Genomic DNA, 26,019 nt, shown 5'->3' on the forward strand with positions numbered 1-26,019 from the left:
ATCTATGTTTAATATTAGAACTATAATTGTCGAAAAAAATTTATAAAAACTTTCTATCAGGAAAATTTCAGAAAATACGAAAACTCTTTTTTAAAGTTTTAATATCTCCTTTATTTTATCCATATATTTTTTCCCTGACCTTTCACCATGTAAAATCATGCTTAAATATGGCTCGCTGGTACCTATCAATCGCGACAATTCTTTTTGTGTCATATTCAGTTCTGCCAATCTGTCATTCACTAACTTTCCAAAATCTGTAAGTCTTCTTTTTTTCATCAAAGCACCCCCCCTATTTTTCCTACAAGCAAAAGTTAGCATATTTATTCAGTAGGAATAATAAAATATTTGTGTTAAAATAGATAATGATTAAAAATTAACTATTTTAAATATATATCTGAATTACGAAAATGTCAATACTAATATCGTAATTCAGAAAAACAAAGGAGGAGTGTTATGGATACAGTCGGCGAACGTATAAAATATGCTCGTAAAAAAAATAATTTAACTATAACAGCTTTGAGCAAACTCACAGGTTTATCTGTTGGAAATTTAAGTGACCTTGAAAATAACAAATCAATGCCTTCTTCCAATGCTTTGATAAAGTTAAAAAACGCCCTTAATGTTTCAATAGATTGGCTTCTTACTGGACAACAAATAGAATATATAAAAGAAGAAGAGGAAAAATACTTGTCGAGAGAAGAGTTTGAAAGCATCAGTGAAAAGGATAAAATAATTTTTAAAGCCTTTGAAACATTGCCTGAGGAAAGAAAGAGAGATATAGAAGGGTATATAAAAGTGAGTTTGAATACCACTGATTTAGAAAAGTTCATTAAAAAAGAAAAGAAAGTATAATTTTAACCATTATGATTAATAATTAATCATAATGACAAAAGATTACGGCTGCATTTTGCAGCCGTAATCTTTACTCACCCATGAACATTTTCATATCATCTTCTACGTTTGTAATACCACCAATGCCAAATTTGTCAACTAATACTTTTGTGACATTTGGCGATAAGAAAGCAGGAAGCGTAGGCCCTAAATGAATATTTTTTACTCCAAGGTATAAAAGTGCCAAAAGCACTATAACAGCCTTTTGTTCATACCATGCAATGTTATAAGAAATAGGAAGCTCGTTTATGTCACTTAAGCTAAAGACTTCTTTAAGCTTCATGGCTATTACAGCTAATGAGTAAGAGTCATTGCACTGTCCTGCGTCTAAAACTCTCGGAATTCCGTTTATGTCTCCAAGGTTTAACTTGTTGTACCTGTATTTTGCACAGCCTGCAGTTAAAATGACTGTATCTTTAGGAAGAGCTTTAGCAAATTCGGTATAATAGGTTCTGCTCTTCATTCTGCCGTCACAGCCTGCCATTACGAAAAATCTCTTTATAGCTCCTGTCTTTACCGCTTCTACAATTTTATCCGCCAGCTCTAAAACTTGGTTGTGAGCAAAACCTCCAATTATTTCCCCTCTTTCAATCTCCACAGGTGGCTTGCATCTCTTTGCATGTTCAATTATTTCTGAAAAGTCCTTCTTTCCGTCTGGACCTTCTGGAATGTATTTTACTCCCTCAAAGCCTACAACACCTGTAGTATAAACTCTATCCTTGTAGGAATCCTTTGGAGGTACAAGGCAGTTTGTAGTCATTAAAATTGGTCCGTTAAATAGCTCGAACTCCTTATCCTGCTGCCACCATGCATTTCCATAGTTACCAACAAAATGTGTATATTTCTTAAAAGCTGGATAATAATGAGCAGGAAGCATTTCTCCATGTGTATAAACATCTACCCCTGTACCAGCAGTTTGCTCCAACAATTGCTCTAAGTCTTTCAAATCATGACCGCTTATCAATATTCCAGGATTATTTCTCACACCAATATTAACTTTTGTTATCTCAGGATGGCCATAAGTCGAAGTATTTGCTTTGTCAAGGAGCGCCATTGTATCAACGCCATATTTTCCTGTTTCCATAGCCAGAGCCACATAATCATCTGCAGTTAAGCTGTCATCTAAAACTTTAGCTAAAGCTTTCTCCATAAACCTAAATATATTATCATCTTTGTATCCCAGCTGATATGCGTGATATGCATAAGCCGCCATACCTTTTACACCATAAGTGATAAGCTCTCTCAAAGACCTTATATCTTCATCTTTTGTAGATAAAACTCCTACTTCGGCTGCTATTGCTTCTATATCTTCATCTGTATCATAAACCCAGTTTATTGCCTCACAGGATTCGTCTACTTCAACTCCTGCCTTTTTAAGGTCTTCTTTTATTTCTTCTCTTAATGCAACAGCTTCTTTTATTTTGTTAATAAAGAAGTTTCTGTCAAAATTAACGTTAGTTATTGTGGAAAATAATCCCTCAAAAAGGAATTTGTCCGTCTTCTCTTTATTTACTCCTGCCTCTCTTGCTTTTAAATTTAAAAACGATATGCCTTTCAATGTAAAAATCAGCAAATCCTGAAGATTTGCAACATCGTCTGTCTTACCGCATACGCCTCGTACTGTACACCCTATGCCTTTTGAAGCTTCTTGACATTGATAACAAAACATACTCATTTTGCTTCCTCCTTTTTAAGTTCTCGTTCATAGATTATGATAAGCCAAAAACTCAAAAGAATCTGTGATAAAAATCACAAAATAAAAACTCCAAATGAGCATATTCATTTGGAGTCACACATTTATTGTATCCATTTCTATATTTTCTATATAAGCATCTGTATTTTCTTCAATATAGTCTACAACCTCTTGAACTATTTTATTTGTTAAAACAGCATCACTCCCACACACTGAAAAACCTATGACAATTGATTTGTGCAAATTTTGGTTTTCTATTTCGCATATAGAAACATTATAATGACTTTTTACTTTACCTACAATACTTCTTACAATCATTCTTTTTTCTTTTAAAGAATGAACCCAATTTGCACGTAAATATATTTTACAATAAGATACAATCATATATATCCCCTTACATAAGTTTTTCCAGAAAATTTTTACAATATAATTATACCTTACATTATAAACTGTTTCAATAAAATCACACCTTCTCTATCTAATGCGTACTATAAATAGAGGTTAGATAGAGAGGAGTGTGAACATATGAAATGGCTAATTATTCTTGGTTTCGCAATATCATCAAGCATAGATAATTTTGGAGTAGGCATTTCCTATGGTATACGAAATATACGAATAAGCCTTTTTTGTAATACAATTATCGCAGTAATCGCTTTTTTATTTAGCATATCTGGAATTGCCTTTGGCAAATGGTTAAATTCAATACTTCCAGGGTCACTCCCTATTTTTGTAGGAGCTTTTTTGCTGTTTATAATCGGACTTAGAATTATTTTGCTGGCCGTACCTCGTAAGTCACTTAACAAAGATATACAACAATCAAAAGCTGATTCTATAAAAGGTATTTTAGAAAATCCTGAAATTGCAGATTTGGACAAATCGGGAGAAATCAATTTGTTTGAAGCAATTCTTTTAGGAATAGCCCTTTCAGCAAACGCCCTTACCAATGGCTTAGGTGCAGGTCTTTTAGGCCTCTCCCCTTTTGCTATATCCTTAACTACATCAATTGGGAGCTTTATTTCTGTATGGGGAGGAGTAAAATTAGGAAAAAGAGTTGCAGAAATACGAATAGGTTCTTTCACCATTGGGCAATTTGGCACAGTGATAAGTGGCGTTATTTTGCTCTTTATAGCATTTAACGCTTTGCTGTAAAAAGATATAACAATTGACAAATCTTTTGAATATAATATAGTGTACCAAAAACTCCGAGGTGATTTTATGGAAGCAATGGATAGCATACTAAGAACTTGCCTCCCCCAAATAGGAGCACCAGCCCCAGATTTCAAAGCTAATAGCACTTTTGGCCCTATAAAATTATCCGATTATAGAGGTAAATGGATTGTACTATTTTCACATCCAGGAGATTTTACGCCTGTTTGCACTACTGAATTTATAGCTTTTACACAAGTTTATACCAGTTTTGTAGAGAGAAATGTACAATTGATAGGATTAAGTGTAGACAGCAATCCTTCCCATTTAGCTTGGGTACAAAATATATACAAAAATACTGGTATAGAAATTCCTTTCCCTATAATAGAAGATAAAGATATGAAAATAGCAAAATTGTACGGAATGATATCCCCCGCAGAAAGTTCTACAAGTACTATTAGAGCTGTATTTGTAATTGATGACAAACAGATACTTCGCCTTATACTGTATTATCCTCTCGAAATGGGTAGAAACATCCAAGAAATAATACGAATTATTGATGCACTGCAAACAGTAGATAAATACAAGGTTTTAGCACCCGCCAACTGGTATCCGGGTATGCCTGTCATTGTTCCACCTCCAAAAACTTATGCCGAACTTAAAGAAAGAGTTAAAAACATTGAAGGATATAATTGTACTGACTGGTATTTATGTTATAAAAAAGTTTAAGCCGGAATTTTCCGGCTTAAACTTTTACCTGCTTTGGAAATCGTAAACCATCTTTGATATTTGCCTTATTACAGTATATGCATAAGAATCATCTGACCCATCTACATTGTTTGCCAAGACCGTCAAGATATAAGGCTTTGTGGGATGAAAAACTATTGCAGTGTCATTTACAACATTTGAAAGGTTGCCTATTTTGTGTGCTACTTCTATTTCATCAGGTATTGGATATGATATTCTATCGTTGTATATGGTATTTTTGAGATAATACATCAATTCTCCAGCTGTATCCGGATGAGCCTTCACATAATTTAAGAGATTTTCCATATACATTCTCATATCTCTTGGGGAAGTAACATTGCTGTTATAAGGTATTACATTTGCTCCCAAGCTTTCCATGAATTTTATATAGTTATCCCGCCCTACAACTCTCATAATCATATTTGATGCTATATTATCACTCTCTTCAATCGAACGTCTTGAAAGCTCTCTTATAGTATAATAACTTCCAACAGGGTCTGCCTGTATAGAACCAGCACCCCCTTCATAGTCAGCTTGAGTGTATTGCACTTTCATATTAGGGTCTATTTTTCCATCGGTTATAAGAGTATAAAGGTAAAAGTTAAGAGGTACTTTATAAGTGCTTGCCGCAATAAACGAATCATAACCGTTTATTTCAAAAGTTTGCCCTGTATTTAAGTCAATAAAGTAAACTCCGTATTTACCAGGATATTCAGATATTAATGCCTGAATGTTATTTTTAAGTTCTTGATAATTTGTAGCATTGTTCAATTGCTGCGGCACTTCAACAGGCGGATGAGGAATTAAAATCTTTTGCCCAACATATAAACTATCCCCATCATTTAATCCATTTGCATCCATTATATTTTGGACATTCGTTCCATGGCGCTTTGCTATAAAGTATAAGTTGTCACCTGGTTTGACAGAGTAAACTATCGGGTCAGCCCAGGAAACAGTTTCAAGAGCAGCATATGTCTTAGGACCTACAATTCCATCTGGCACAAGATTCTTGCACCTTTGAAAGTCTAAAACTCCATTTAATGTCATTTTACCAAATATGCCATCAACAGTACCTGTATCAAATCCCGCTTTATTTAACATAGCTTGTAATTCTTCTACATCAGTTCCATACGCCCCGCTATATAAAAGCCTTGACCCAAAAGTGAATTTTGGAAGATTTCTTGCATACGAAAATATAGGTATCAATACAACAATAGCAATAATAAGAATCCATGAAAGTATCTTTTTTATATTCTTCAATTTTATCCCCCCATTCAACTCCATATTATACTGTATATAACATCATATTTCAATAAATATATATATCCATATATACCAATTTACAAATATGATTTTATAAATAAAAAGTTTCTTAATGGGGATATTAATTATGAGGTGATTTAAATATGCGCTCGATGTGGAAAGGAGCTATAAGTTTTGGCCTTGTAAGTATCCCCATAAAACTGTATACCGCTACAGAAGACCATGCCATACATTTTAGGCAACTTCACAAAGAATGTAAATCCCCCATAAAATATGAAAAAATATGTCCTGTATGTAATAGATCCGTTTCAGATGAGGAAATAGTGCAAGGGTATGAATACGAACCAGGTAAATTTGTCATTATAGATGATGAAGATTTGGAAAGGATACCTATGCCAACAGTTAAAACCATTGATATAGTAGATTTTACCGATATAGGACAAATAGACCCCATATATTATGACAAAACATATTTCATTGTACCTGAAGATATTGGTACAAAGCCTTATGTACTTTTAAGAGATTCTATGAAAGAAACAAACCGAGTTGCAATAGCGAAAGTGGTAATTAGGTCAAAGCAAAATCTCGCATGCATACGAGTGTATGATGAAAAATACATGGTCATGGAAACAATGCATTTCCCTGATGAAATAAAAAACGCAAACCAGCTTCCTCCCTTAAGAGAAGTAAGCTTACAGGAAAATGAAATAAAAATGGCCAAACAACTTATTGATACTTTGACCTCCGATTTTAAACCCGAAAAATATGATGATAGCTACAGAAAAGCGTTAATTGAAATGATTGAGTCAAAGATACAGGACAAAGATGTAGAAATTCCCCAAAAAGCACCTGAAGCCGATAATGTTCTTGATTTAGTAAGTGCATTAAAAGCGAGTATTGAATCTGTAAAGAATGAAGAAAAAGCAAAAAAAGGACGCAAAAGAAAAGGCGCATAAAAGGAAGATTGAATATGTCTATGATAGAAGAAAAAATATCACCTATGCTGGCATCCAGTAGTGACCCTTTTGATAGCCCCGAATGGATATATGAAGTCAAATGGGATGGTTCAAGGACTATTGCTTTTATTTCAAATAAAACAAGACTTCAAGATAGAAGGCTTGTTGATATAACCCATCAGTTCCCAGATTTAGCATTACTTCATAAGCAAATAAAAGCAAAAGAAGCAATACTTGACGGTGAACTTGTAGTTTTAAAAAACGGCAAGCCCAGTTACAAAAGCATTATGTCGAGAAAGCATCAACAAAATTTAGTAAAAATAAATCTTTTAAGCAAGATAATACCCGTAATTTTCATAACATGGGATATATTATATTTAAACGGCAAATCTCTTGTAGAATTGCCACTTATAGAGAGAAAAGATATCCTTAGAAAAACAGTTAAAGAAAACGAGATCATAAAAATATCAGATTTTATATTTGAACATGGAAAAATGCTTTTTGAAGAGACAGGGAAAAAAGGACTTGAAGGAATTGTTGCCAAAAAAGCAGATTCAAAATATTTAATAGGAAAAAGGAGTAAACTCTGGCTTAAGTCAAAACATTTTATTGTAATAAATGCTGTTATTATAGGGTACAGAACTGACAAAACAGCCCTCATACTGGGGCTTTACGATGAGGAGAATAATTTAATAAACATAGGAAGTTGTGAATCAGGCTTATCCCAGAAGGAATTAAAAGCATTCTATGAAGTTGCCAAGGAGATAAAAGCCCCAGATAATTATTATAACTTTAAAGAAAAAAATGTGCAGTGGTTAAAACCCTTGCTAACATGTAAAGTGAGATTTATGGAATGGTCTGAAAACATGAAGATGAGGGCACCTTCTTTTATTCAATTTGAGTATAACGTAAAACCAGAAGAGTGCAGGTTTGAATAAACTCACTTCAAACACTTAATATACACTCTTCTTCTCCTTGGACCATCAAACTCACAAAAGTAAATACCCTGCCAAGTTCCCAAAAGGGGTTTTCCATTTTCAATAATTAAAGTTACTGAACTTCCCATAAGAGACGCCTTTATATGCGCATCAGAATTGCCTTCCATGTGTTTAAAACGCATATTAGGAACTATTTTTTCTAAGGCTGCCATTATATCTTCTCTTACAGTTGGATCCGCATTTTCGTTTATTGTAATTCCCGCTGTTGTATGGGGCACAAAGATAACACAAGCCCCATCAACAACGCCAGATTTTTTAATTTCTTGCATTACCATATCAGTAATATCCACCATAACTTCCCTTGTCGGTGTATTTATCTCCAAAACAACCATAACGACTCCTCCATTTTTTGTTTTCTGGATTTGCTTTTTATAATAGCAAATTGTTTAATAGCATGTCAACATGCCTTTAATATTATTAGTTCATTAACTCACAATTATTTTTAACTTATTTAAAATTCCATTCCCTTATAAAATATTAGAGATAACAAAAAAGGCTGAAAAGGAACTTTCATTGTCCTTTTCAACCCTTTTAATATCCCTTTATTCTACTGTAACTGATTTTGCAAGGTTACGCGGTTTATCCACATCGCAGCCCTTTTCAACTGCCATATAATAGGCTAAAAGTTGCAAAGGCACAACTGTCAATACTGGAGTAAGCTCTTTAAGCGTTTCAGGTATATATATTACTTTATCTACAACGTCCTCCAGCTGAAGATTGCCTTGTTTTGCAAAGGCGACTAAAAAACCGCCTCTTGCTTTTACTTCTTTTATATTGCTGAGCATCTTTTCAAAAAGGTCATCTTGTGTTGCAAGAGCTATCACAAGTGTTCCCTCTTCTACAAGGGCCAAAGTACCGTGTTTTAATTCACCAGCCGGATAAGCCTCTGAATGGATATAGGATATTTCTTTGAGTTTTAAAGAACCCTCCATAGCAACGGCATAGTCCAGTCCTCTTCCAATGTAAAAAACGTCTTTCGCGTTGTAATGTTCATAAGCAAATTTTTGAATTGTCTCTTTGTTGTCAAGAAGGTGCTGAACTTTTTCTGGGAGCTTTTTTAATTCTGTGCAAAGTTCCATAACCTTTGTTTTAGTTATTGTCCCTCTTTTTATTGCAAGGTCCATAGCTACAAGATAGAGAGCTATAAGTTGCGTAGTATAAGCTTTGGTGGAAGCAACAGCTATTTCAGGACCTGCCCATGTGTATAGTACATCATCTGCTTCTCTGGAGACAGAACTTCCGACCACGTTTGTAATGGCTATAACTCTTGACCCTTTTTTCTTAGCTTCTTTTAATGCAGCAATGGTATCTGCTGTTTCCCCTGACTGGCTTATTACAATTGTAAGAGTTCTTTCATTCACTATGGGGTTTCTATATCTAAATTCTGAAGCGACATCTACTTCAACAGGTATTCTCGCAAGATTTTCTATGACGTATTTCCCAACAACACCCGCATGATAAGCTGTTCCACACGCCACAATAAAAATTTTATCTATCTTTTCAAGGTCTTCTTTTGTAATTTTCACATCATCTAAAACTATTTCTGAATCATCAATTATTCTGCCTCTTAATGTATCTTTTATAGCGCTTGGCTGCTCGTGAATTTCTTTTATCATGAAATGTTCATAACCGCCCTTTTCAGCCGCCTCTACATCCCATTTTACTTCAAAAAGCGATTTTTCTACTTGCCTTCCAAACATGTCTATAAACTCTGCGCTGTCTTTTTTAATTATGGCAATCTCATGATCATCAAGGAAATATACACTTCTTGTATGTTTTAATATAGCTGGGATATCAGATGCAATAAAGTTTTCACCATTGCCTATTCCAACTATAAGAGGTGCTTCTTTTCTTGCAGCTACAATCATATCGGGATTGTTTTTGCACAAAACGCCTAAGGCATAAGAACCTTCAATTCTGTCTAAAACTTTTTTCACAGCCTCTACTATATCGCCATTGTAATAATACTCCAGCAAATTTGCTACAACTTCTGTATCAGTCTCAGACTTAAAAGTATAGCCTTCTTCCAATAGCCATTTTTTAAGTGGCAGGTAGTTTTCAATTATGCCATTGTGGACTACTGCAATTAGCCCTGATTGGGATAAATGAGGATGAGAGTTTGTATCAGATGGTTCACCATGCGTAGCCCACCTTGTGTGTCCTATGCCTATTGTCCCTTCCATATTATCTTTTTCAACAAGTTCTTTTAGGACGTTTAATCTTCCTTTCGCTTTCTTTATATTTATATTGCCGTCATTTAAAATGGCAATTCCTGCCGAATCATAGCCCCGATACTCCAATTTTGTCAAACCTTCTAAAAGTATTGGCGTCGCCTGTTTATCGCCAATATATCCTACAATTCCACACATACTCGGTCTCCTCTCACTTTTGTAATAAAGATTCCTCCCTGCCCAGACTGCTCTATGCCACAGTCGCCTGTGGTTTTACCAGTCCTTTATCGGTCGCAGAAAACCGCAGGGCACCCGCCGATAGCTCGATAAACCCTGTCCTCGTCAGCTTAAAGTATACACTTTAAGCCCAGGCGCTTTTTAATCTTTAATCACTTACCTTCTTTTACTCTTCTTCAATAGGCATCCCCCCTTTCAAATAATACCTTTCGCACTTTTATTTAATTTAATTTTCTTTCTATTAATTCAGCAAGTTCTTTTGCCATTTGACTAATTTTATCATAATCTTTTCCTTCTACCATAACTCTCACAAGAGGCTCAGTACCCGAGGGTCTTATAAGTACTCGTCCTTCTCCTCTCATTTCTCTTTCTAAATTTTCAATTTCCCTCTTAATTTCTTCATCCTCTAAATAGGCATTTTTTAACTCATTTTTTACTTTTGCGTTTATAAGGACTTGTGGGTAAGTAACCATACAGGCAGCTAATTCTGACAATTTTTTACCACTCTCTTTTAAAATAGAACAAAGTTTTAAAGCAGTAATTTCTCCATCTCCAGTAGTATTGTCATCAAGGAAAATAATATGGCCCGATTGTTCGCCACCAATAGAATATCCACCTTTTATCATTTCTTCCAAAACATATCTATCCCCTACTTTTGTCCTTATGAGATTAATCCCTTGCTCTTTAAGTGCAATCTCAAAACCTATATTGCTCATAACTGTTGCCACAACTGTGTTATTTTTTAACCCACCTTTTTTCTTTAAGTCTATAGCACATATTGCCATTATATGGTCTCCATCAACAATATTGCCTTTTTCATCAACTGCAATAAGCCTGTCAGCATCGCCGTCAAAGGCTAAACCTATATCTGCACCGTTTTTTACGACAAGTTCTTGCAACTTCTCGGGATGCGTAGACCCGCAATTGACATTTATTTTTTCGCCTAGAGGCTCTGCTCCATACAATATAACCTCTGCACCCAATTCCTTAAACAAAATTGGCGCCACTGTGCTGCTAGCTCCATAAGCACAATCAATTACAATTTTTATTCCTTTTAAATTCCCATCAATTGTAGATTTTAAGAATTCTATGTAGTCTCTATGAGAATTTGTGTATTCTTTCCTGGTACCTACTCCCGTACCAATAGGAGAAGGCAACTCAATTTTTTCTTTCATTATATTTTCTATTCTATCTTCTACTTCATCTGGCAATTTATATCCATCTTTATCAAAAAATTTTATCCCATTGTACTCTACGGGATTGTGAGATGCTGATATCATAATTCCAGCATCTGCTTGGTACAATCTCGTAAGGTAAGCTACTGCAGGAGTAGGAATTATTCCGACGCTTATAACCTCTGCCCCTACAGAGGTAAGGCCTGCAGTTAAGGCACATTCCAACATGTCACCAGATATACGACTGTCTTTACCAACCACAACCTTAGGCCTATGAGTTCCGTGGGTCAACACATAGGCCCCTGCTCTTCCCAATTCAAAAGCAAGTTGTGGAGTCAAGTCATAATTGGCTATACCTCTAACACCATCTGTACCAAACAACCTTGCCATTTTCTATCTCCTCTCAATAAATCATACGATAATATTTTATCACAGTGAAAACTATATTTCAATTTACACTATTTTCACAGTCCGCGTCAAGATTTTGTAGGGGACTCATTTAGTTGACATTTTTCCTCGCCTATTATTCCAACATTGCTAATATATTTTTCATAACTTTGTCTCTCAATTCAACGATTTCCATCTTTATATCAATATTCAGATTTGGGTAAATTGGTTCCCCTATTTTTACTTCAATTTTTCCCTTAAATTTGGGAAAATATTTGCCAAAAGGTAGTATTTCTCTTGTGCCTTTTATAGCCACTGGTACAATGGGCCTTTCCGATTTATATGCTAGATACATAGCTCCTTCATACATTTTTTCTACTTTGCCAGTTGGTGATATTCCTCCTTCTGGAAATAATCCTATAGAATTTCCTTCCTTTAGTCTAAATAACGCCTGTTTTATGGCATTTATATCAGGAGAATTTTTCTTTATAGGAATTGCTTTGTCAATTTTTAGGAAATATTTTAAAAAGCGGTTTTTATAAAGTTCAGAACTTGCTAAAAATATAACGGGTCTTTTTACAGAACAGGCTACCACAACTGGATCTAGCAAACTTTGATGGTTTGCAACAAAAATACAAGCTCCCTCAGGCAAGTGTTTTTCATATTTCACTTCAAGGGAATAAAATATCTTAAGAATCGATATTGCAATAAAGCGTAAAATTCTATATAGCAAAAATAATACCTCCCTTCCTTTTATGGCAACTTTATAAAGTCAGTGCTATAAAATATATTCGTCATAATATTTGACAATCCTTTTTTATAATTTTAATAAAAAAGGGAGGGAGCCATTTACCCCTCCTCAGTTTATCTCAAGTCCTTTTTTAAATGCATTTATATTTAATTCAACAAATTTTTGTGGCACGTTATTTTTTATTACCTCTTCCCAATCAATGTCTTGTAGTCCTAAATATTTAACAAGTACTCCCAAAAGAACTATATTTTGCGTTTTTACATTCCCAAGGCCTTCTGCTATCTTATCTGCATCTACTGCAATTGTCTTTACGCTTTTTGATATTTCCTCAATCAAGTTTTTTGGATATTCTTCTTTGCCTATGAGCACAGAAAGTGGAGGTATTTCTACTGTATTTAGAATGACAACACCATCTTTTTTAAGGTAATTTAGCCATCGCACGGCTTCCATTTTTTCAAAGGCTACGATAACATCAGCAGCCCCAACTTCAATGACTGGAGAATAAACTTTTTCTCCAAACCTTATTTGAGTATTGACACTTCCTCCTCTTTGAGACATGCCGTGGACTTCTGACATTTTTACATCATAACCACTTTTTAATAGTCCTTCCGCCAAAACATTACTGGCTAGAATAGTGCCTTGCCCTCCTACCCCTACCATTAATATACTCTTTACTTCTTGCACTTTATTTCACCTCACCTTTTCTATAGCATCGAAAGGACATACCTGCATACAAACTGTACATCCGGTACACTGGTCAGGGTCTATGCTAAATATTCCATCTTTTTTGCTTATAGCAGGACAACCTATCCTTAGACACAAACCACATTTTTTGCATTTATCTTGGTCTATTCTACACTCTCCCTGAGGTCTCGGAGGAATCAAAGCACAAGGTCCCTTTGCTACAATTACCATTGTATCGTCAGTATTCATAGCTTCATCAACAGCATTTTCAACTTCTTTTAAGTTAAAAGGATCAACTATTCTTACTCTTTTTACTCCTATTGCTTCACTTAATTTCGCTATATCTATTTCTGGAGACTCTTCTCCCATCAAAGTTTTCCCAGTTCCAGGATTGTGCTGATGCCCCGTCATAGCTGTTATACGGTTGTCAAGAATTATTGGCACAGCATTTCCTTTATTGTAGACTATATCAATTAAACCCGTTATTCCTGAATGGAAGAAAGTTGAGTCACCTATTACACTAAAAATCTTTTGTTTCCTTCCATTGTGTTCATTGGCCTTTTGGAATCCATGAGATCCAGAAATACTTGCTCCCATGCAAACACAGGTATCCATAGCTTCCAGTGGAGGAGCTGCCCCTAAAGTATAACATCCAATGTCACCTAAAACCGGAACTTTCTTTTTCTTCAATACGTAGAAAACCCCCCTATGAGGACATCCTGCACAAAGCATAGGAGGTCTACCTGGCACTTTTGTATCAACTGATATATGCTCTAATTCGTGGCCTTTTATTGCTTTTCTTATTATACCGGGATTTAATTCCCCAACTATTGGCAATATCTCTTTGCCTATCACCTTTATTCCTAAGCTTTTTACATGTTCTTCGATGTAAGGTTCCAGTTCCTCTACAACGTACAGTTTTTTAACTCCTTCTGCGAATTTTTTTATGAGTTCTGAAGGTAAAGGATATGTCATTCCTAATTTTAAAATTGAAACTTCATCCCCAAAAACTTCTTTTGCATAAAGATAGCTTATGCCACTGGTAATTATGCCAATTTCTCTATTATTCCATTCTATTCTATTAATGTAAATTTCTTCTGATAATTGTCTTAAAGCCTTTAACCTTTCCTCTACAACTACATGCCTTTTTTGTGCATTAGCAGGCACCATTACATATTTAGGAATATCTTTTTTATAGGGTTTCATCTCTCCATTTTGTCTTTCACCTAATTCTACTACTCCTTTGCCATGACTTACCCTTGTTGTAAGCCTTAACAAAACAGGAGTATCATACTTTTCGCTGATATCCAATGCGTATCCTACAAAGTCTTTACATTCTTGGCTATCTGAAGGTTCTAACATGGGTATTTTAGCAAATTTTGCATAATACCTATTGTCTTGTTCATTTTGAGAGGAATGCATTCCGGGGTCATCCGCCGTAACAATTACACATCCACCATTAACACCCGTATAAGCAAAAGTAAAAAGTGGGTCCGCTGCCACATTAAGGCCAACATGTTTCATTGCCGCAAGGCTTCTAGCTCCAGCGATAGAAGCACCAATTGCTGCTTCAACAGCAACTTTTTCATTTGGAGCCCATTCCGAATATATTTCTTTGTACTTAGCTATATTCTCTAATATCTCTGTGCTTGGTGTACCAGGGTATGCAGCAGCAAAAGTGATGCCATACTCATAAGCACCACGGGCTACTGCTTCATCTCCCATCATTATTTTTTTCATTCAACTTTCCCCCCATTTAATTTATCTTTATCAAAAAGATACTACACAGGCAAAAGCTATAGAATTAAACTTGTCTTCGTGGGAATCAGCTCTTGATACTAAGACAATTGGCGCTTTTGCTCCTACCACAATTCCTGCACTTCTTGCCTTCGCAAAGTAAGTAAAACTTTTACCTAAAGCATTTCCAACTTCTATAAAAGGTACTAATAATATATCTGCATCTCCTGCAACCTCACTTTTTACTCCTTTGTGAATTGCTGCCTCTTTGCTTATGGCAAGGTCAAATGCTAAAGGCCCATCTACTATTCCTTCAATCTCACCTCTTTGGTTCATTTCCTTTAATTTAGCAGCTTCAACAGTGGAAGGCATTTTAGGGTTTACTGCTTCTACCGCCGACAAACAGGCTACTTTAGGATTTTCTATTTCTATAGCTTTTGCCACTTTAATAGCATTTTTTAAAATTTGCACTTTCTCTTCTAAAGTGGGACTTATATTCATTCCTCCATCAGTCAAAAGCAATAACTTGTGATAGTTGGGAATTTCATAAACCATTACATGACTGAGGAGCCCTTCTCCTCTAATGCCGTATTCGCTGTCAAGAACGGCCTTTAAAAGAGTAGCAGTAGGAACAAGACCTTTCATCACAAAAGATGCTCTACCCTCTTTAACTTCTAAAACTGCCCTTTTACATTTCTCTGTTTCCTCCACTTCGTTAATTATTTCATAGTCGTCAATATTAATATTCGTTTCTTTAGCTAATGCCTCTATCTTTTCTTTTGAACCAACTAATACAGGCTGCCCTATTCCTTCTTTTTTCGCGGCTTCACAAGCTAAAAGCACTTCACTGTCTTCTGCTCCCGCTACAGTAAATCTTTTATTAAGTCCTTTTGCTTTTCTTACAATCTCACTTAAATTTTTCAAATTAGCACCTCCTGTAGAAAAATAGCCTCCGAAGAGTTACTTCAGTTTGTTGGCAAAGTCAAAAATTTTTAAATAGGATATTTTGCATCGTCACTCCGATGTTCCAAAGCGACAAAACATAAGCTTCTCCTTCAGGCTCCGGCAGGGTACCGGGCACATTAGACGTCCTTGTCTTAGTGCCCGCCTCCGCCATCCGTGGCTTCGGCCCTGCCTCCACCCTCGGTCTTGCTAAGTTTCCCGGCACTCAAGTAAGTATGCTTGTTATTTCTATTTTTGCTTTATAAACTTCCTTACTTGAGTGCCGGGCCGCTTTGTCACAAGTCGCACCGATTGCAAAATATCCTATTTTCGAAAGTTTGTTTACAATCTGAAATAACCTCCGAAGAGGTTATTTTTTAGTTGTAATGAGACTTTTTACCAATTCTACTCCCTTATTTAAGGCTTTTTCATTTATAGGTATCAAATGTTCTTTACCTTTGCCAAAGACCTCAGGCAGAGCTTTTAGTACTGTTTCCAATTTTACAACTTTAGTGGCTTCTATGAAAGCTCCTAACATCACCATGTTAGCAATTTTTAAATTGCCTAACTTACTGGCAATATCGTTGGCAGGTATTTCATACACTTCTATGTCTTTTCTCTCTGCTTTTCTGTCTACTAATGAAGTATTTATGAATAATTTACCACCTGGTATTACATAAGATTCGTATTTGTCTAAAGAAGGCCTATTCATTACAATTACAGAAGTAGCCTCTGTAATAACCGGAGAGCCTACCTCTTCATCTGATACAGTAACATTGCAATAGGCTGTTCCTCCTCTCATTTCAGGACCATAAGAAGGAGTCCAAGATACATTTTTTCCCTCAAACATTCCTGCATAGGTAATTATAAGCCCCATTGACAAAACTCCTTGACCACCAAAGCCTGCAAAGATTATTCTTTCTTCCATAATTACTTAACCTCCTCCAAGGTGTTTTTATACACACCCAAAGGGTAATAAGGTTCCATATGATCTTTTATCCAATTTAATGCCTCTATTGGTGTCATACCCCAGTTAGTAGGACAACTAGATAGAACTTCCACCATTGCAAATCCTTTCTTTTGTATTTGAGCCAAAAATGCGTTTTTTATAGCTTTTTTAGCCTGCATTACATGTTTTACATCATAAACAGCAACCCTCTCAATATAAGCTGCTCCCTCCAAGGTTGAGAGCATTTCGCTCATTTTAATAGGATAACCATTTATCTCTGGTTTTCTTCCATAAGGGGTTGTCAAAGTTTCTTGCCCGATTAGAGTTGTTGGAGCCATTTGTCCTCCTGTCATTCCATAGTTAGCATTGTTGACAAAAATAACTGTTATATTTTCTCCCCTTGCCGCCGCATGAACAATCTCTGCCGTTCCAATAGCTGCTAAGTCTCCATCTCCTTGATAAGTAAACACAATTTTATCAGGATGAACTCTCTTTATACCTGTAGCAACTGCTGGAGCCCTTCCATGAGCAGCCTCTTGCATATCGCAATTAAAATACTCATATGCAAATACAGCACATCCTACAGGAGCAACTCCTATTGCTTTATCTAAAACATCTAATTCTTCCATAACTTCAGCTACCAGCCTATGGATTATACCGTGGGTACAACCGGGACAATAATGGAAAGGCGTATCTGTTAATCCCTTTGTTTTTTGAAATACAACAGCCATTATTTAACACCTCCTGCTATTTTCTTAATTTGTTCTAGCATCACAGCTGGTTCTGGTATCATACCACCCGGCCTTCCATAGAAATAAACCGGCTTTTTGAATTGTACTGCAAGTTTTACATCTTCTACCATTTGCCCCATGCTCATTTCTACAGTCAAATAAGCTTTTGCCGTATCAATTGTCTGTTCAAAAGGCTCTTTCGGAAAAGGCCACAAAGAAATAGGTCTTATTAACCCTACCTTATACCCTTCTCTTCTTGCAATATTCATCACATTCTTTGCTACGCGGGCAATAGTACCATAAGCAACTAAAATAACATCCGCATCTTCGCAATTTATCATTTCATATCTAACTTCATTCTTTTCGGCCTTTGCATATTTTTCAAACAATTGATAATTATATTTCTCTAATACAGGTGGATCGATATATAAAGAGTTTATTATATTTCTATGCTCTCTATTTCCTCTGCCTGTAGTAGCCCATGTTTTTTCTGGAATATCTCTCTTTCTTTTTTGAATATTTTCAAAATCTACAGGTTCCATCATCTGCCCTAACATCCCATCTCCCAATATAACAACCGGGTTCCTATATTCATCTGCAATATCAAAAGCTTCTTGAACTAAATCTGCCATTTCTTGGATTGTAGAAGGAGCAAGGACAATCAATCTATAATCTCCATGGCCCCCTCCTTTTGTAGATTGAAAGTAATCTCCTTGAGCTCCTTGAATATCTCCTAATCCTGGGCCACCCCTCATTATATTCACAATTACACAAGGTACTTGAGCACCTGCAAGATATGATATACCTTCTTGCATAAGACTCAAACCAGGGCTGCTGGTGGAAGTCATAACACGAGCTCCTGCTCCACCTGCTCCATATACCATATTTATAGCAGAAACCTCACTCTCTGCTTGTAAAAATACGCCACCTACCTCTGGCATTCTCTTTGCCATGTAAGCTGTAACCTCATTTTGAGGTGTTATAGGATAACCAAAATAATGTCTACACCCAGCTTGAATAGCTGCTTCCGCTAACGCCTCATTACCTTTCATTAATACCTTAGCCATCTTACTCCCCTCCATTTATTTTATAACTGTTATAACTGTATCAGGACACATCATAGCGCAAAATGCACAACCTATACATTTGTCCATATTCTCAGGCTTAACAGTAGCAGGATGATATCCTTTCACATTTATTTTACTTAAATCCATTTCAATAATCTTTTTAGGACAGGCATTGACACACAACTCGCAACCTTTACATAAATCTTCATTAAAAATAACTTTTGCCACATAAATTCCTCCTCTCATATTTTATCCCATGGAGTTTTCATATAAAGGTCAATTGGAAATATTGGATATCCTAAGTCAGGAACTTGGTTGAGTAATTCTCTTTTCAAAGTAACCATCTTAATGGGTATTCCTGTAATTTTCGAAACTTCCTCCACCACTTTTTGACCTTTTAAAATATCCTCTACTGTTGTTTCATAAGACAAATGGGTATTGTTTACCAAATGAGTCACTTTAATTTTAGCTGCTTCTTCAATCGATTTAAGATAATCAATTACTGATTTTACATCTTTTGTAAGGGGCCTATTTACATTAATTACAAATAACACTTCTGCCTCCTGGTCTTTTATTATGTGATGATATTGGCCTAAGGGAATAGCTCCTACATCATCTCCTCCTACGTCAAAAACCGCATACTTTTCTTTGCTGTATAAGGCCCCGTAAATGTTACGAGAAATAGCAGGTACATCTGCATTCATATATTTCTCTTCTACTCCTGTTACTCGTATTCTCCACTTATCAAAAAGTTCTTTTCTTACTTCTCTCGACCTAAAATATGGATTCACAATATCTAAATCGACTATTTCTACCTCTTTTCCTGATTCTCTTATAAACCTAGCATAATTTATCGCAATCTCCGTCTTACCTGTACCGTAATGCCCTACTACAATTGTCAATCTTTTAAAATCCATTATTTATCATCCCTTTAACTATACATTTTAGCTTTTTCTTCACCGCTAAGCACCCGATATGCCCCCTGCGCCAAAGCTAACATCTCATCCTCACCTGGATATACATAAACAGGAGCTATAAATTTTACTCTTTCACTTATCCTTTTTACAAAATCCTCGTTATACGCTATTCCACCTGTAATTCCTATTGCATCTACATGGCCTTTTAAAACCACTGCCATAGCCCCTATTTCTTTTGCAGTTTGATATGCCATAGCATCTAATATCAATTCTGCTTTTTTATCTCCTTCTTCAATTTTTTTATAAACTTCTCTTACATCGTTAGTGCCTAAATGTGCTACTATTCCCCCTTGTCCTATTAACTTCTTTTTCATCTCCTGATAGGCGTATTTACCACTATAACATAACTTTACTAAGTCAAGTACAGGAAGTCCTCCCGCTCTTTCTGGAGAAAAAGGCCCTTCCCCATTTAAAGCATCATTTACATCTACTACCCTGCCGTGTTTATGAGCCCCAATAGATATACCGCCACCTAAATGAACAATAATTAAATTCGCTTCTTCATATTTTTTATTTAAATCAGCAGCTAAACGGCGAGCAATTGCTTTTTGATTTAAAGCATGGAATATACTAGATTTTTCAATCTCAGGCATTCCTGTTATTCTTGCTATATTCTCTAATTCATCTACTACTACAGGGTCTACTATATAAGCTTCAATATTGTGTTCTTTAGCTAAAGTATAAGCAATTATACCCCCTAAATTGGAAGCATGTTCTCCTCTTTCAGCCTTCTTTAAATCCTCTATCATTTTTTCATTTACAATATAAGTACCACTTTCTATTGGCTTTAAAAGTCCGCCTCTCCCTACTATTGCATCAATTTCTGAAAGAGAAATGCCTTTTTCTTTTAACATATTTAAAATCGCTTGAGTCCTAAATTCAAACTGGTCAATAATACTTTTATACTTACTAAGCTCTTCCGTATTGTGCCTTAAAGTCTCAGTAAAAACAGGCTCTTTGTCTCTAAACACGGCAACTTTTGTAGATGTAGACCCGGGATTTATTACAAGAATCAAAAACAAAACAATCCCCTCCGTCTACTTCCTCAATTTATATTATATTACATTTTGTTTTTACATTAAAATTTTTTCAAAAATTTATTAATGTTATTTCCAAATTTTAAGGAAAGAGCAGGAAAATCCTGCCCCCATTTAAATATAATTGTCTTTTACGGCAGCAATAGTTTTTATCCTCTCTTCCGCAACTCTATCAGCTGCAACATATGTTGGAATATTCTCTTCCTTGGACTTCTGTATCACCTTTTTCACTGTGTCAAATATCATTGAAACCTTTCTCATAGCCCTATCTCTGTTATAGCCAGAAGGATTGAGCTCATCAGCTACATTTATAACCCCACCAGCATTTATAATGTAATCAGGCACATATAGTATGCCTTTCTCTTGCAATATATCTCCATGCCTCTCTTCTTTTAGCTGGTTATTAGCTGAACCTGCTACTATTTTACATTTAAGTTGTGGAATTGTTTCATCGTTTATTATCGCTCCTAAGGCACAAGGTGCAAATATATCACATTCTACCCCGTATATCTCATCTGGCTTTACATATTCAGCTTTGAATTCTTCCACTGCTCTTTTTACATTGTCCTCAAATATATCTGTTATAATTAACTTTGCCCCTGCTTCATATAGATAATTTGCTAGGCTGTATCCTACATTTCCTACTCCTTGTATTGCAATTCTCATGCCTTTAAGATCTGAGGTACCAAAAACTTCTTCGCTTGCTGCTTGTATTCCTCTAAATACGCCATAAGCTGTAAAAGGTGATGGGTCACCACTAGTTTCTGCAAGGCCTGCAACGTATTTTGTCTCATAACGTATATATTCCATATCTTTTAAATTAGTTCCAACATCTTCTGCTGTTATATATCTTCCTTTTAGAGACTCTATATACCTTCCAAGACTTCTAAACAATGCTTCTGATTTATCTTTCCTCGGGTTCCCTATTACAACTGTTTTACCACCACCTAAGTTTAAACCAGCAGCAGCATTTTTGTAAGTCATTCCTCTCGCAAGCCTTAATGCATCATTTATTGCATCATCTTCTGAGTCATAAGTCCACATCCTACATCCGCCTAAAGCAGGACCTAAAGTCGTGTCATGAATTGCAATTATCGCCTTAAGACCTGAAGTCTTGTCATGGCATAAAATCACATTTTCATAATCTTTAGTTTCCATTATTTCAAATATTTTCATAAAATATCTCCTCCTATTTAATAATCAACTTTAATAATCAAACATTAGAAGCAAGAGATGCCAACATTATAGAATTAAATTTAGCTTCACTGGAGTCTGCCCTTGAAGTCAAGACAATCGGCCTTTTTGCTCCCATTATTATACCCGCTATCCTTCTTTCTGCTATATATGTTATAGCTTTATACAGCATATTGCCAGCTTCAATATCTGGAACTAAAAGTATATCAGCATTACCTGCCACGGGACTTATTATCCCTTTATGCCGCGCTGCTTCTACTGATAAAGCATTATCAAGAGCCAGCGGCCCATCTATTATAGCCCCTTTGATTTGACCTCTTTCACTCATTTTTGAAAGTATTGCTGCATCTAAGGTAGCTTGCATATCAGGATTAACAGTTTCAACAGCTCCTAAAACTGCAACCCTTGGAGCATCAATTCCAATTTGCCTCGCAACGTCTACTGCATTTAAAATTATGTCTATTTTCACTTTCAAGTCAGGGGCAATATTCATTGCTGCATCTGTCAAAAGGATAAGCCTGTTATAAGGAGATTCAAAAACAGCCACATGGCTTAAAGTTCTTCCAGTGCGAAGACCAATTTCCTTATCTAAAACAACCCTTAATATCTCTGCCGTCTGTACAAGGCCTTTCATCAATATATCAGCTTTGTCCTCGCTTACAAGCTTTACAGCTTCGCGACAAGCTTCTAAGTTACTTTTTGTGTCTATTATTTCGTGATACTTTAAAGGCATTGATATTGAAGATGCTATCCTTTCTATTTTTTCTTTATCACCAACTAATATGGCTTTTACTATTCCTCTTTCATGAGCTTCTTTAATCGCTTCTAATACATCTTCATCTGCCGCTTGAGCTACTGCTATAGTTTTGGGAGGCAAGTCTTTTACGTAATTATACATTTCTTCAAATGTTCTCATATCTTACACCTCATCAGCTATAAATCTTGGGCTTTTCAATGTTTCTTAAAACTCTTAATGCACCATCTCTTAAAGCTTCCATTTCATCTCCCCCTGGATAAAGAGTTATAGGTGCAATAAAGCTAGTCATATCAATGATTATCTCTATTAATCGTTTAGAATAAGCAAGTCCACCAGTTAAAATTATTGATTTCACATCCCCCTTTAATACTGCCGCCATTCTGCCAATTTCCTTTGCAATTTGATAAGCCATAGCTTCAAAAACTAATTTAGCTTTTTTATCACCATTTTGTATCCGTCTCTCTACTTCTCTCGCATCATTTGTCCCAAGATGTGCTATCATCCCACCCATACCCACAATTTTTTTCTTCATCTCATCAAAACTGTATTTACCTGAATAACAAAGGTCAACAACTTTCATCGATGGCAGGCTGCCTGTCCTCTCAGGAGAAAAAGGCCCCATTTGATTTGCATTGTTTACATCTACAATTTTCCCTTCTTTAATTGCTGCTACAGAAATACCTCCCCCCATGTGAGCTACAACAAGATTTAACTCCTCTTCCTTAACACTATTTTCCATTGCATATCGATGAACACACGCTTTTATGTTTAAAGCATGAGATTGACTTTTTCTTGGAAGCTCAGGAAGGCCAGAAATCCTTGCAACATCTTCCATTTCATCAACAGCTACAGGATCTAATGTATAAACAGGAATATTATGTTTATCTCCTATAGCTCTTCCAATTAGTCCACCGAGATTTGAAGCATGTTCACCTCCAACTCCCCTTCTCAAATCCTCAAGCATAATATCGTTTACAAAATAAGTACCACTTTGAACTGGTTTAATAAGTCCTCCTCTTACCACAATTGCAGATATTTCTTTCAAGTTTATGTTGTTTCGCTCTATCCAATCATTTATAGCATTTAACCTTAAGTCAAATTGCTCAATGATACTCTTATATCTTTTAAGCGCTTCAATATCGTGGACAATCTCCGTTTTTACAATTTCTTTTTCCTCTTCATACAATGCTACTTTAGTAGAAGTAGAACCCGGATTGATAACTAAAACTTTCAACAGGTTCACCTGCCCTTCTTAATACATAATATGAAGTTCTATTACAATTTTTGAGTGTTATTAAAAATTTTTTAACCTTACAATATTTTAATTCTACATATTTATCAAAAATCCTTCTCTTAAATTAAAATTTTTTTATAAAGACTTTATATTTTGTGGAATTGATAGATTTTTAGCAAAATTAACAGGCGGGAATTACCCGCCTATTGAATATTAACAGTTACTTTTTCAGGTTTAATCCTAATTATTTGCAAATTCAAGTTAGTATTTATATTTACAGTTAAAGAATGATCACCCATTGGCAGATTGGTTACATCTATATATGCGTTAAAATCGGAAGCTGTAGCTCCATTAACTACACTTTCTGGGCCAGATATAGTAATGACTAAATCTGGATTTTGAATTACAACATTTTTGTTGTCTGCTCCTTTTATATCTATATTGCTTATAGTAATCTCTTTAGTCGCTATTTTTTGTATATCCACATATACTTTTGCATTAATATCACTTTTAACAAGTTTCACACCATCTGGCAAATCAAAAGGTACATTTTCAGTGACAGGTTCATTTTTCCCAGAAATATCGATTTGCTTAGTACTTATAGATTTTATCGTATTTAGGACAGTCTCATCACCAGTAATATACACATACTCTGGCAGTACATTTACAGATGCTATCATATATCCTTCCATTGGTTTTCCGAATATTTTAGGAACTACAGGCACACGTATAGATTTATTTACAGGAATATATACTTCCACAAGATTAGGAGTAATAGTAACGCCTTTTACTTCTTTTCCTTCTCTGTCAACAGCAACCACTGGAACAGAGATTTTTACATCCTCTTTTTTATAAGAAACATTGACCCCAGCTATCACATTTTTTATAAGATTAATTTTACTTTCTGGCCCAATCACCAATACTTCTCCCGGCGTGGGGACAGCAGGTTGCATAGCATAGCCATCCATCACATTGCCAATTACTTTTACAGTAACTGGCATTTGCGTTTTTGCAATATTATCTATTTCTACTTTTATTTCTGACGGATTTATTGAAACTAAAGAGACATTTCTAGGTAATCCTTCCACTGTAACAGGAATGACATTTGTCCCGTTAGAATTTACTCTGCTTAGATCTGCAAAAGCTGATATATTCTGAGCTGCTATATTTAAAACATCACTTCGTCTTCCTCTTACTTTTACATTCACTGTATAATTTTTTTCGTCTAAAACAATAAGTCCTTTTTTCTCTAATGTATCGCTATTGGTTAATTTGACAGGCACATTGCTTATTTCATAAGGAATCTCTGGATTCTCTTCTCCCATTACATAAAGCCACAGTAAAAAAGCCAATACTACTGACAGCAGTTTTATTGTAAAATCTTTAGTCAGCATGTTTGTTCCCCCATTTTTTCCATACAGGCTTCTTGTTTTCTTTTACTTCAAAGATGCTGGACAATACCTCTTTCAAAGTTTTTGCATCTAAATGTCTTGAAAGTCTGCCATTTTGTGCAAGAGAAATAGTGCCTGTCTCTTCAGAAACGATTATCGCAACTGCATCAGATATTTCAGTAACACCTATCCCCGCTCTATGGCGTGTTCCCAATTCACTGCTTAGATTTTGGTTGTCTGTTAAAGGCAAAAAACAACCCGCCGCCATAATCCTATCTCCACGAATTATGACAGCTCCATCGTGTAAAGGCGTATTCGGTATAAAGGTATTTATTAAAAGCTCGCTGGAAATCTTAGAATCCATGGCTATACCAGTTTCAATAAGTTCATTAAGGCCTGTCTCCCTTTCTAAAACAATTAAAGCCCCTATTTTTGAGCGAGACAAAAATTGCACCGCATCGCATATCTCTCCCAGCACCTCTGACATATCTTTTTCCTCTTCATTAAAAAAGAAGAAATTTTTACCCAAGAATCCACTCCTACCCAAAGATTCTAATCCACGCCTTAACTCCGGCTGAAAAACAATTAAAAGCGCAATAACCCCTACCGTCATAGCATTTCGCAATATATAATTGACTGTCCTAAGTTGTAGCCATTCACTCACTTTGGTAATCACAATTAAAACGGCAAGCCCTTTAAGCAACTGCTCTGCTCGTGTTTTGTGTATTACCAAAATTAAGCGATATAGGACATAAGCTATTATTAAAATATCTATCACATCGTTAATGCGCATTGTTTTTATGATATCTATAAGTCCATTAAACAAAAAGTTCACCTCTCAAGGCTTTGTGGTAAATTGTGTGTACATATTAATTATACAACAAATTTGAATAAAAAATAATTT

26 protein-coding genes and 1 pseudogene are annotated in these 26,019 nt (G+C 35.5%); 5 read left to right on the plus strand and 22 right to left on the minus strand.

Annotated features, from left to right (window positions below):
* Positions 1–90: 90 nt before the first annotated feature.
* Complete coding sequence (locus tag BUB32_RS05425; RefSeq protein ID WP_042833791.1) at positions 91–276, minus strand: helix-turn-helix domain-containing protein; 186 nt, start codon at positions 274–276, stop codon at positions 91–93.
* Between the two features lie 177 nt (positions 277–453).
* Here BUB32_RS05425 and BUB32_RS05430 point away from each other — a divergent pair, with 177 nt between their 5' ends.
* Positions 454–852, plus strand: coding sequence for a helix-turn-helix domain-containing protein (locus BUB32_RS05430; RefSeq protein WP_072968141.1), 399 nt, complete (start codon positions 454–456; stop codon positions 850–852).
* A gap of 70 nt (positions 853–922) precedes the next feature.
* Here BUB32_RS05430 and hcp read toward each other — a convergent pair whose 3' ends face one another.
* Together hcp and BUB32_RS05440 are read right to left on the minus strand one after the other, a co-directional pair.
* Entirely contained in the window at positions 923–2,566 is a 1,644-nt protein-coding gene (gene hcp / locus BUB32_RS05435) for a hydroxylamine reductase (protein WP_072968143.1), read from the minus strand.
* Between the two features lie 114 nt (positions 2,567–2,680).
* Complete coding sequence (locus BUB32_RS05440; protein WP_072968146.1) at positions 2,681–2,968, minus strand: DUF503 domain-containing protein; 288 nt, start codon at positions 2,966–2,968, stop codon at positions 2,681–2,683.
* A 138-nt stretch (positions 2,969–3,106) separates the two neighbouring features.
* Between BUB32_RS05440 and ytaF the strand changes: the two are divergent.
* Both ytaF and BUB32_RS05450 read left to right on the plus strand, forming a co-directional pair.
* Positions 3,107–3,733, plus strand: a pseudogene (ytaF, locus tag BUB32_RS05445) (sporulation membrane protein YtaF); the annotation flags it as partial.
* 66 nt (positions 3,734–3,799) lie between these two features.
* Entirely contained in the window at positions 3,800–4,459 is a 660-nt protein-coding gene (locus tag BUB32_RS05450) for a peroxiredoxin (RefSeq protein WP_072968148.1), read from the plus strand.
* A gap of 24 nt (positions 4,460–4,483) precedes the next feature.
* Here the strand turns inward: BUB32_RS05450 and BUB32_RS05455 are convergent, their stop codons facing one another.
* Entirely contained in the window at positions 4,484–5,761 is a 1,278-nt protein-coding gene (locus BUB32_RS05455; RefSeq protein WP_072968150.1) for a serine hydrolase, read from the minus strand.
* A 122-nt stretch (positions 5,762–5,883) separates the two neighbouring features.
* Between BUB32_RS05455 and ku the strand changes: the two genes are divergently transcribed.
* Both ku and ligD read left to right on the plus strand, forming a co-directional pair.
* Positions 5,884–6,696 carry a non-homologous end joining protein Ku gene (gene ku, locus BUB32_RS05460; protein ID WP_072968152.1) on the plus strand — a complete coding sequence of 271 codons (813 nt, stop codon included), beginning with the start codon at positions 5,884–5,886 and terminating at the stop codon, positions 6,694–6,696.
* Between the two features lie 14 nt (positions 6,697–6,710).
* Entirely contained in the window at positions 6,711–7,634 is a 924-nt protein-coding gene (ligD, locus tag BUB32_RS05465; RefSeq protein ID WP_072968154.1) for a non-homologous end-joining DNA ligase, read from the plus strand.
* Between the two features lie 2 nt (positions 7,635–7,636).
* Here the strand turns inward: ligD and BUB32_RS05470 are convergent, their stop codons facing one another.
* From BUB32_RS05470 to cdaA, 18 genes are all read right to left on the minus strand, one after another.
* On the minus strand, positions 7,637–8,026 hold the full coding sequence (locus tag BUB32_RS05470; protein WP_072968156.1) for a secondary thiamine-phosphate synthase enzyme YjbQ: 390 nt from the start codon (positions 8,024–8,026) through the stop codon (positions 7,637–7,639).
* Positions 8,027–8,236: 210 nt separating this feature from the next.
* On the minus strand, positions 8,237–10,063 hold the full coding sequence (gene glmS, locus BUB32_RS05475; RefSeq protein WP_072968157.1) for a glutamine--fructose-6-phosphate transaminase (isomerizing): 1,827 nt from the start codon (positions 10,061–10,063) through the stop codon (positions 8,237–8,239).
* A gap of 260 nt (positions 10,064–10,323) precedes the next feature.
* Positions 10,324–11,667 carry a phosphoglucosamine mutase gene (gene glmM, locus BUB32_RS05480; protein WP_072968158.1) on the minus strand — a complete coding sequence of 448 codons (1,344 nt, stop codon included), beginning with the start codon at positions 11,665–11,667 and terminating at the stop codon, positions 10,324–10,326.
* A 133-nt stretch (positions 11,668–11,800) separates the two neighbouring features.
* Positions 11,801–12,397, minus strand: coding sequence for a lysophospholipid acyltransferase family protein (locus tag BUB32_RS05485; protein WP_072968159.1), 597 nt, complete (start codon positions 12,395–12,397; stop codon positions 11,801–11,803).
* 126 nt (positions 12,398–12,523) lie between these two features.
* Positions 12,524–13,099 carry an indolepyruvate oxidoreductase subunit beta gene (locus BUB32_RS05490; RefSeq protein WP_072968160.1) on the minus strand — a complete coding sequence of 192 codons (576 nt, stop codon included), beginning with the start codon at positions 13,097–13,099 and terminating at the stop codon, positions 12,524–12,526.
* A gap of 6 nt (positions 13,100–13,105) precedes the next feature.
* Positions 13,106–14,839: an indolepyruvate ferredoxin oxidoreductase subunit alpha gene (gene iorA / locus BUB32_RS05495; RefSeq protein ID WP_072968161.1), complete on the minus strand. Its 1,734-nt coding sequence runs from the start codon at positions 14,837–14,839 to the stop codon at positions 13,106–13,108.
* 30 nt (positions 14,840–14,869) lie between these two features.
* Positions 14,870–15,760 carry a bifunctional enoyl-CoA hydratase/phosphate acetyltransferase gene (locus BUB32_RS05500; protein WP_072968162.1) on the minus strand — a complete coding sequence of 297 codons (891 nt, stop codon included), beginning with the start codon at positions 15,758–15,760 and terminating at the stop codon, positions 14,870–14,872.
* A gap of 388 nt (positions 15,761–16,148) precedes the next feature.
* Positions 16,149–16,706: a 2-oxoacid:acceptor oxidoreductase family protein gene (locus BUB32_RS05510; protein ID WP_072968164.1), complete on the minus strand. Its 558-nt coding sequence runs from the start codon at positions 16,704–16,706 to the stop codon at positions 16,149–16,151.
* Between the two features lie 2 nt (positions 16,707–16,708).
* Positions 16,709–17,458, minus strand: a complete 750-nt coding sequence (locus tag BUB32_RS05515) for a thiamine pyrophosphate-dependent enzyme (protein ID WP_072968165.1) — start codon at positions 17,456–17,458, stop codon at positions 16,709–16,711.
* Positions 17,458–18,525, minus strand: a complete 1,068-nt coding sequence (locus tag BUB32_RS05520; protein ID WP_072968166.1) for a 3-methyl-2-oxobutanoate dehydrogenase subunit VorB — start codon at positions 18,523–18,525, stop codon at positions 17,458–17,460. Before BUB32_RS05520 ends, BUB32_RS05515 begins: the two co-directional genes overlap by 1 nt.
* Before the next feature lie 15 nt (positions 18,526–18,540).
* Positions 18,541–18,753, minus strand: coding sequence for a 4Fe-4S binding protein (locus tag BUB32_RS05525; RefSeq protein ID WP_012995861.1), 213 nt, complete (start codon positions 18,751–18,753; stop codon positions 18,541–18,543).
* Positions 18,754–18,767: 14 nt separating this feature from the next.
* Positions 18,768–19,442 (minus strand): P-loop NTPase family protein, encoded by a 675-nt coding sequence (locus BUB32_RS05530; protein ID WP_072968168.1) that lies wholly within the window; start codon positions 19,440–19,442, stop codon positions 18,768–18,770.
* A gap of 14 nt (positions 19,443–19,456) precedes the next feature.
* Positions 19,457–20,530: a butyrate kinase gene (buk, locus tag BUB32_RS05535; protein WP_200773855.1), complete on the minus strand. Its 1,074-nt coding sequence runs from the start codon at positions 20,528–20,530 to the stop codon at positions 19,457–19,459.
* A 123-nt stretch (positions 20,531–20,653) separates the two neighbouring features.
* Positions 20,654–21,715, minus strand: a complete 1,062-nt coding sequence (locus BUB32_RS05540; RefSeq protein ID WP_072968173.1) for a Glu/Leu/Phe/Val family dehydrogenase — start codon at positions 21,713–21,715, stop codon at positions 20,654–20,656.
* Between the two features lie 37 nt (positions 21,716–21,752).
* Positions 21,753–22,649 carry a phosphate butyryltransferase gene (ptb, locus tag BUB32_RS05545; RefSeq protein ID WP_072968175.1) on the minus strand — a complete coding sequence of 299 codons (897 nt, stop codon included), beginning with the start codon at positions 22,647–22,649 and terminating at the stop codon, positions 21,753–21,755.
* Positions 22,650–22,662: 13 nt separating this feature from the next.
* Positions 22,663–23,727, minus strand: coding sequence for a butyrate kinase (buk, locus tag BUB32_RS05550; protein ID WP_200773856.1), 1,065 nt, complete (start codon positions 23,725–23,727; stop codon positions 22,663–22,665).
* A 200-nt stretch (positions 23,728–23,927) separates the two neighbouring features.
* Positions 23,928–25,118: a CdaR family protein gene (locus tag BUB32_RS05555; RefSeq protein WP_072968179.1), complete on the minus strand. Its 1,191-nt coding sequence runs from the start codon at positions 25,116–25,118 to the stop codon at positions 23,928–23,930.
* A complete protein-coding gene (cdaA, locus tag BUB32_RS05560; RefSeq protein WP_072968181.1) occupies positions 25,108–25,941 on the minus strand; it encodes a diadenylate cyclase CdaA in 834 nt (277 codons plus the stop codon). The genes BUB32_RS05555 and cdaA overlap by 11 nt, the downstream gene beginning before the upstream one ends.
* Between the last annotated feature and the right edge of the window lie 78 nt (positions 25,942–26,019).

The sequence above is a fragment of the Thermoanaerobacter uzonensis DSM 18761 genome, assembly GCF_900129115.1.
In the GTDB taxonomy this organism is placed as follows: Bacteria; Bacillota; Thermoanaerobacteria; order Thermoanaerobacterales; family Thermoanaerobacteraceae; genus Thermoanaerobacter; species Thermoanaerobacter uzonensis.

Excerpts from the sequence above, each read along its gene's own strand:
- BUB32_RS05425 (WP_042833791.1), bottom strand. The coding sequence starts at position 276 with ATGAAAAAAAGAAGACTTACAGATTTTGGAAAGTTAGTGAATGACAGA.
- BUB32_RS05430 (WP_072968141.1), top strand. The coding sequence starts at position 454 with ATGGATACAGTCGGCGAACGTATAAAATATGCTCGTAAAAAAAATAAT.
- hcp (WP_072968143.1), bottom strand. The coding sequence starts at position 2,566 with ATGAGTATGTTTTGTTATCAATGTCAAGAAGCTTCAAAAGGCATAGGG.
- BUB32_RS05440 (WP_072968146.1), bottom strand. The coding sequence starts at position 2,968 with ATGATTGTATCTTATTGTAAAATATATTTACGTGCAAATTGGGTTCAT.
- BUB32_RS05450 (WP_072968148.1), top strand. The coding sequence starts at position 3,800 with ATGGAAGCAATGGATAGCATACTAAGAACTTGCCTCCCCCAAATAGGA.
- BUB32_RS05455 (WP_072968150.1), bottom strand. The coding sequence starts at position 5,761 with ATGGAGTTGAATGGGGGGATAAAATTGAAGAATATAAAAAAGATACTT.
- ku (WP_072968152.1), top strand. The coding sequence starts at position 5,884 with ATGCGCTCGATGTGGAAAGGAGCTATAAGTTTTGGCCTTGTAAGTATC.
- ligD (WP_072968154.1), top strand. The coding sequence starts at position 6,711 with ATGTCTATGATAGAAGAAAAAATATCACCTATGCTGGCATCCAGTAGT.
- BUB32_RS05470 (WP_072968156.1), bottom strand. The coding sequence starts at position 8,026 with ATGGTTGTTTTGGAGATAAATACACCGACAAGGGAAGTTATGGTGGAT.
- glmS (WP_072968157.1), bottom strand. The coding sequence starts at position 10,063 with ATGTGTGGAATTGTAGGATATATTGGCGATAAACAGGCGACGCCAATA.
- glmM (WP_072968158.1), bottom strand. The coding sequence starts at position 11,667 with ATGGCAAGGTTGTTTGGTACAGATGGTGTTAGAGGTATAGCCAATTAT.
- iorA (WP_072968161.1), bottom strand. The coding sequence starts at position 14,839 with ATGAAAAAAATAATGATGGGAGATGAAGCAGTAGCCCGTGGTGCTTAT.
- BUB32_RS05510 (WP_072968164.1), bottom strand. The coding sequence starts at position 16,706 with ATGGAAGAAAGAATAATCTTTGCAGGCTTTGGTGGTCAAGGAGTTTTG.
- BUB32_RS05515 (WP_072968165.1), bottom strand. The coding sequence starts at position 17,458 with ATGGCTGTTGTATTTCAAAAAACAAAGGGATTAACAGATACGCCTTTC.
- BUB32_RS05520 (WP_072968166.1), bottom strand. The coding sequence starts at position 18,525 with ATGGCTAAGGTATTAATGAAAGGTAATGAGGCGTTAGCGGAAGCAGCT.
- BUB32_RS05530 (WP_072968168.1), bottom strand. The coding sequence starts at position 19,442 with ATGGATTTTAAAAGATTGACAATTGTAGTAGGGCATTACGGTACAGGT.
- BUB32_RS05540 (WP_072968173.1), bottom strand. The coding sequence starts at position 21,715 with ATGAAAATATTTGAAATAATGGAAACTAAAGATTATGAAAATGTGATT.
- ptb (WP_072968175.1), bottom strand. The coding sequence starts at position 22,649 with ATGAGAACATTTGAAGAAATGTATAATTACGTAAAAGACTTGCCTCCC.
- BUB32_RS05555 (WP_072968179.1), bottom strand. The coding sequence starts at position 25,118 with ATGCTGACTAAAGATTTTACAATAAAACTGCTGTCAGTAGTATTGGCT.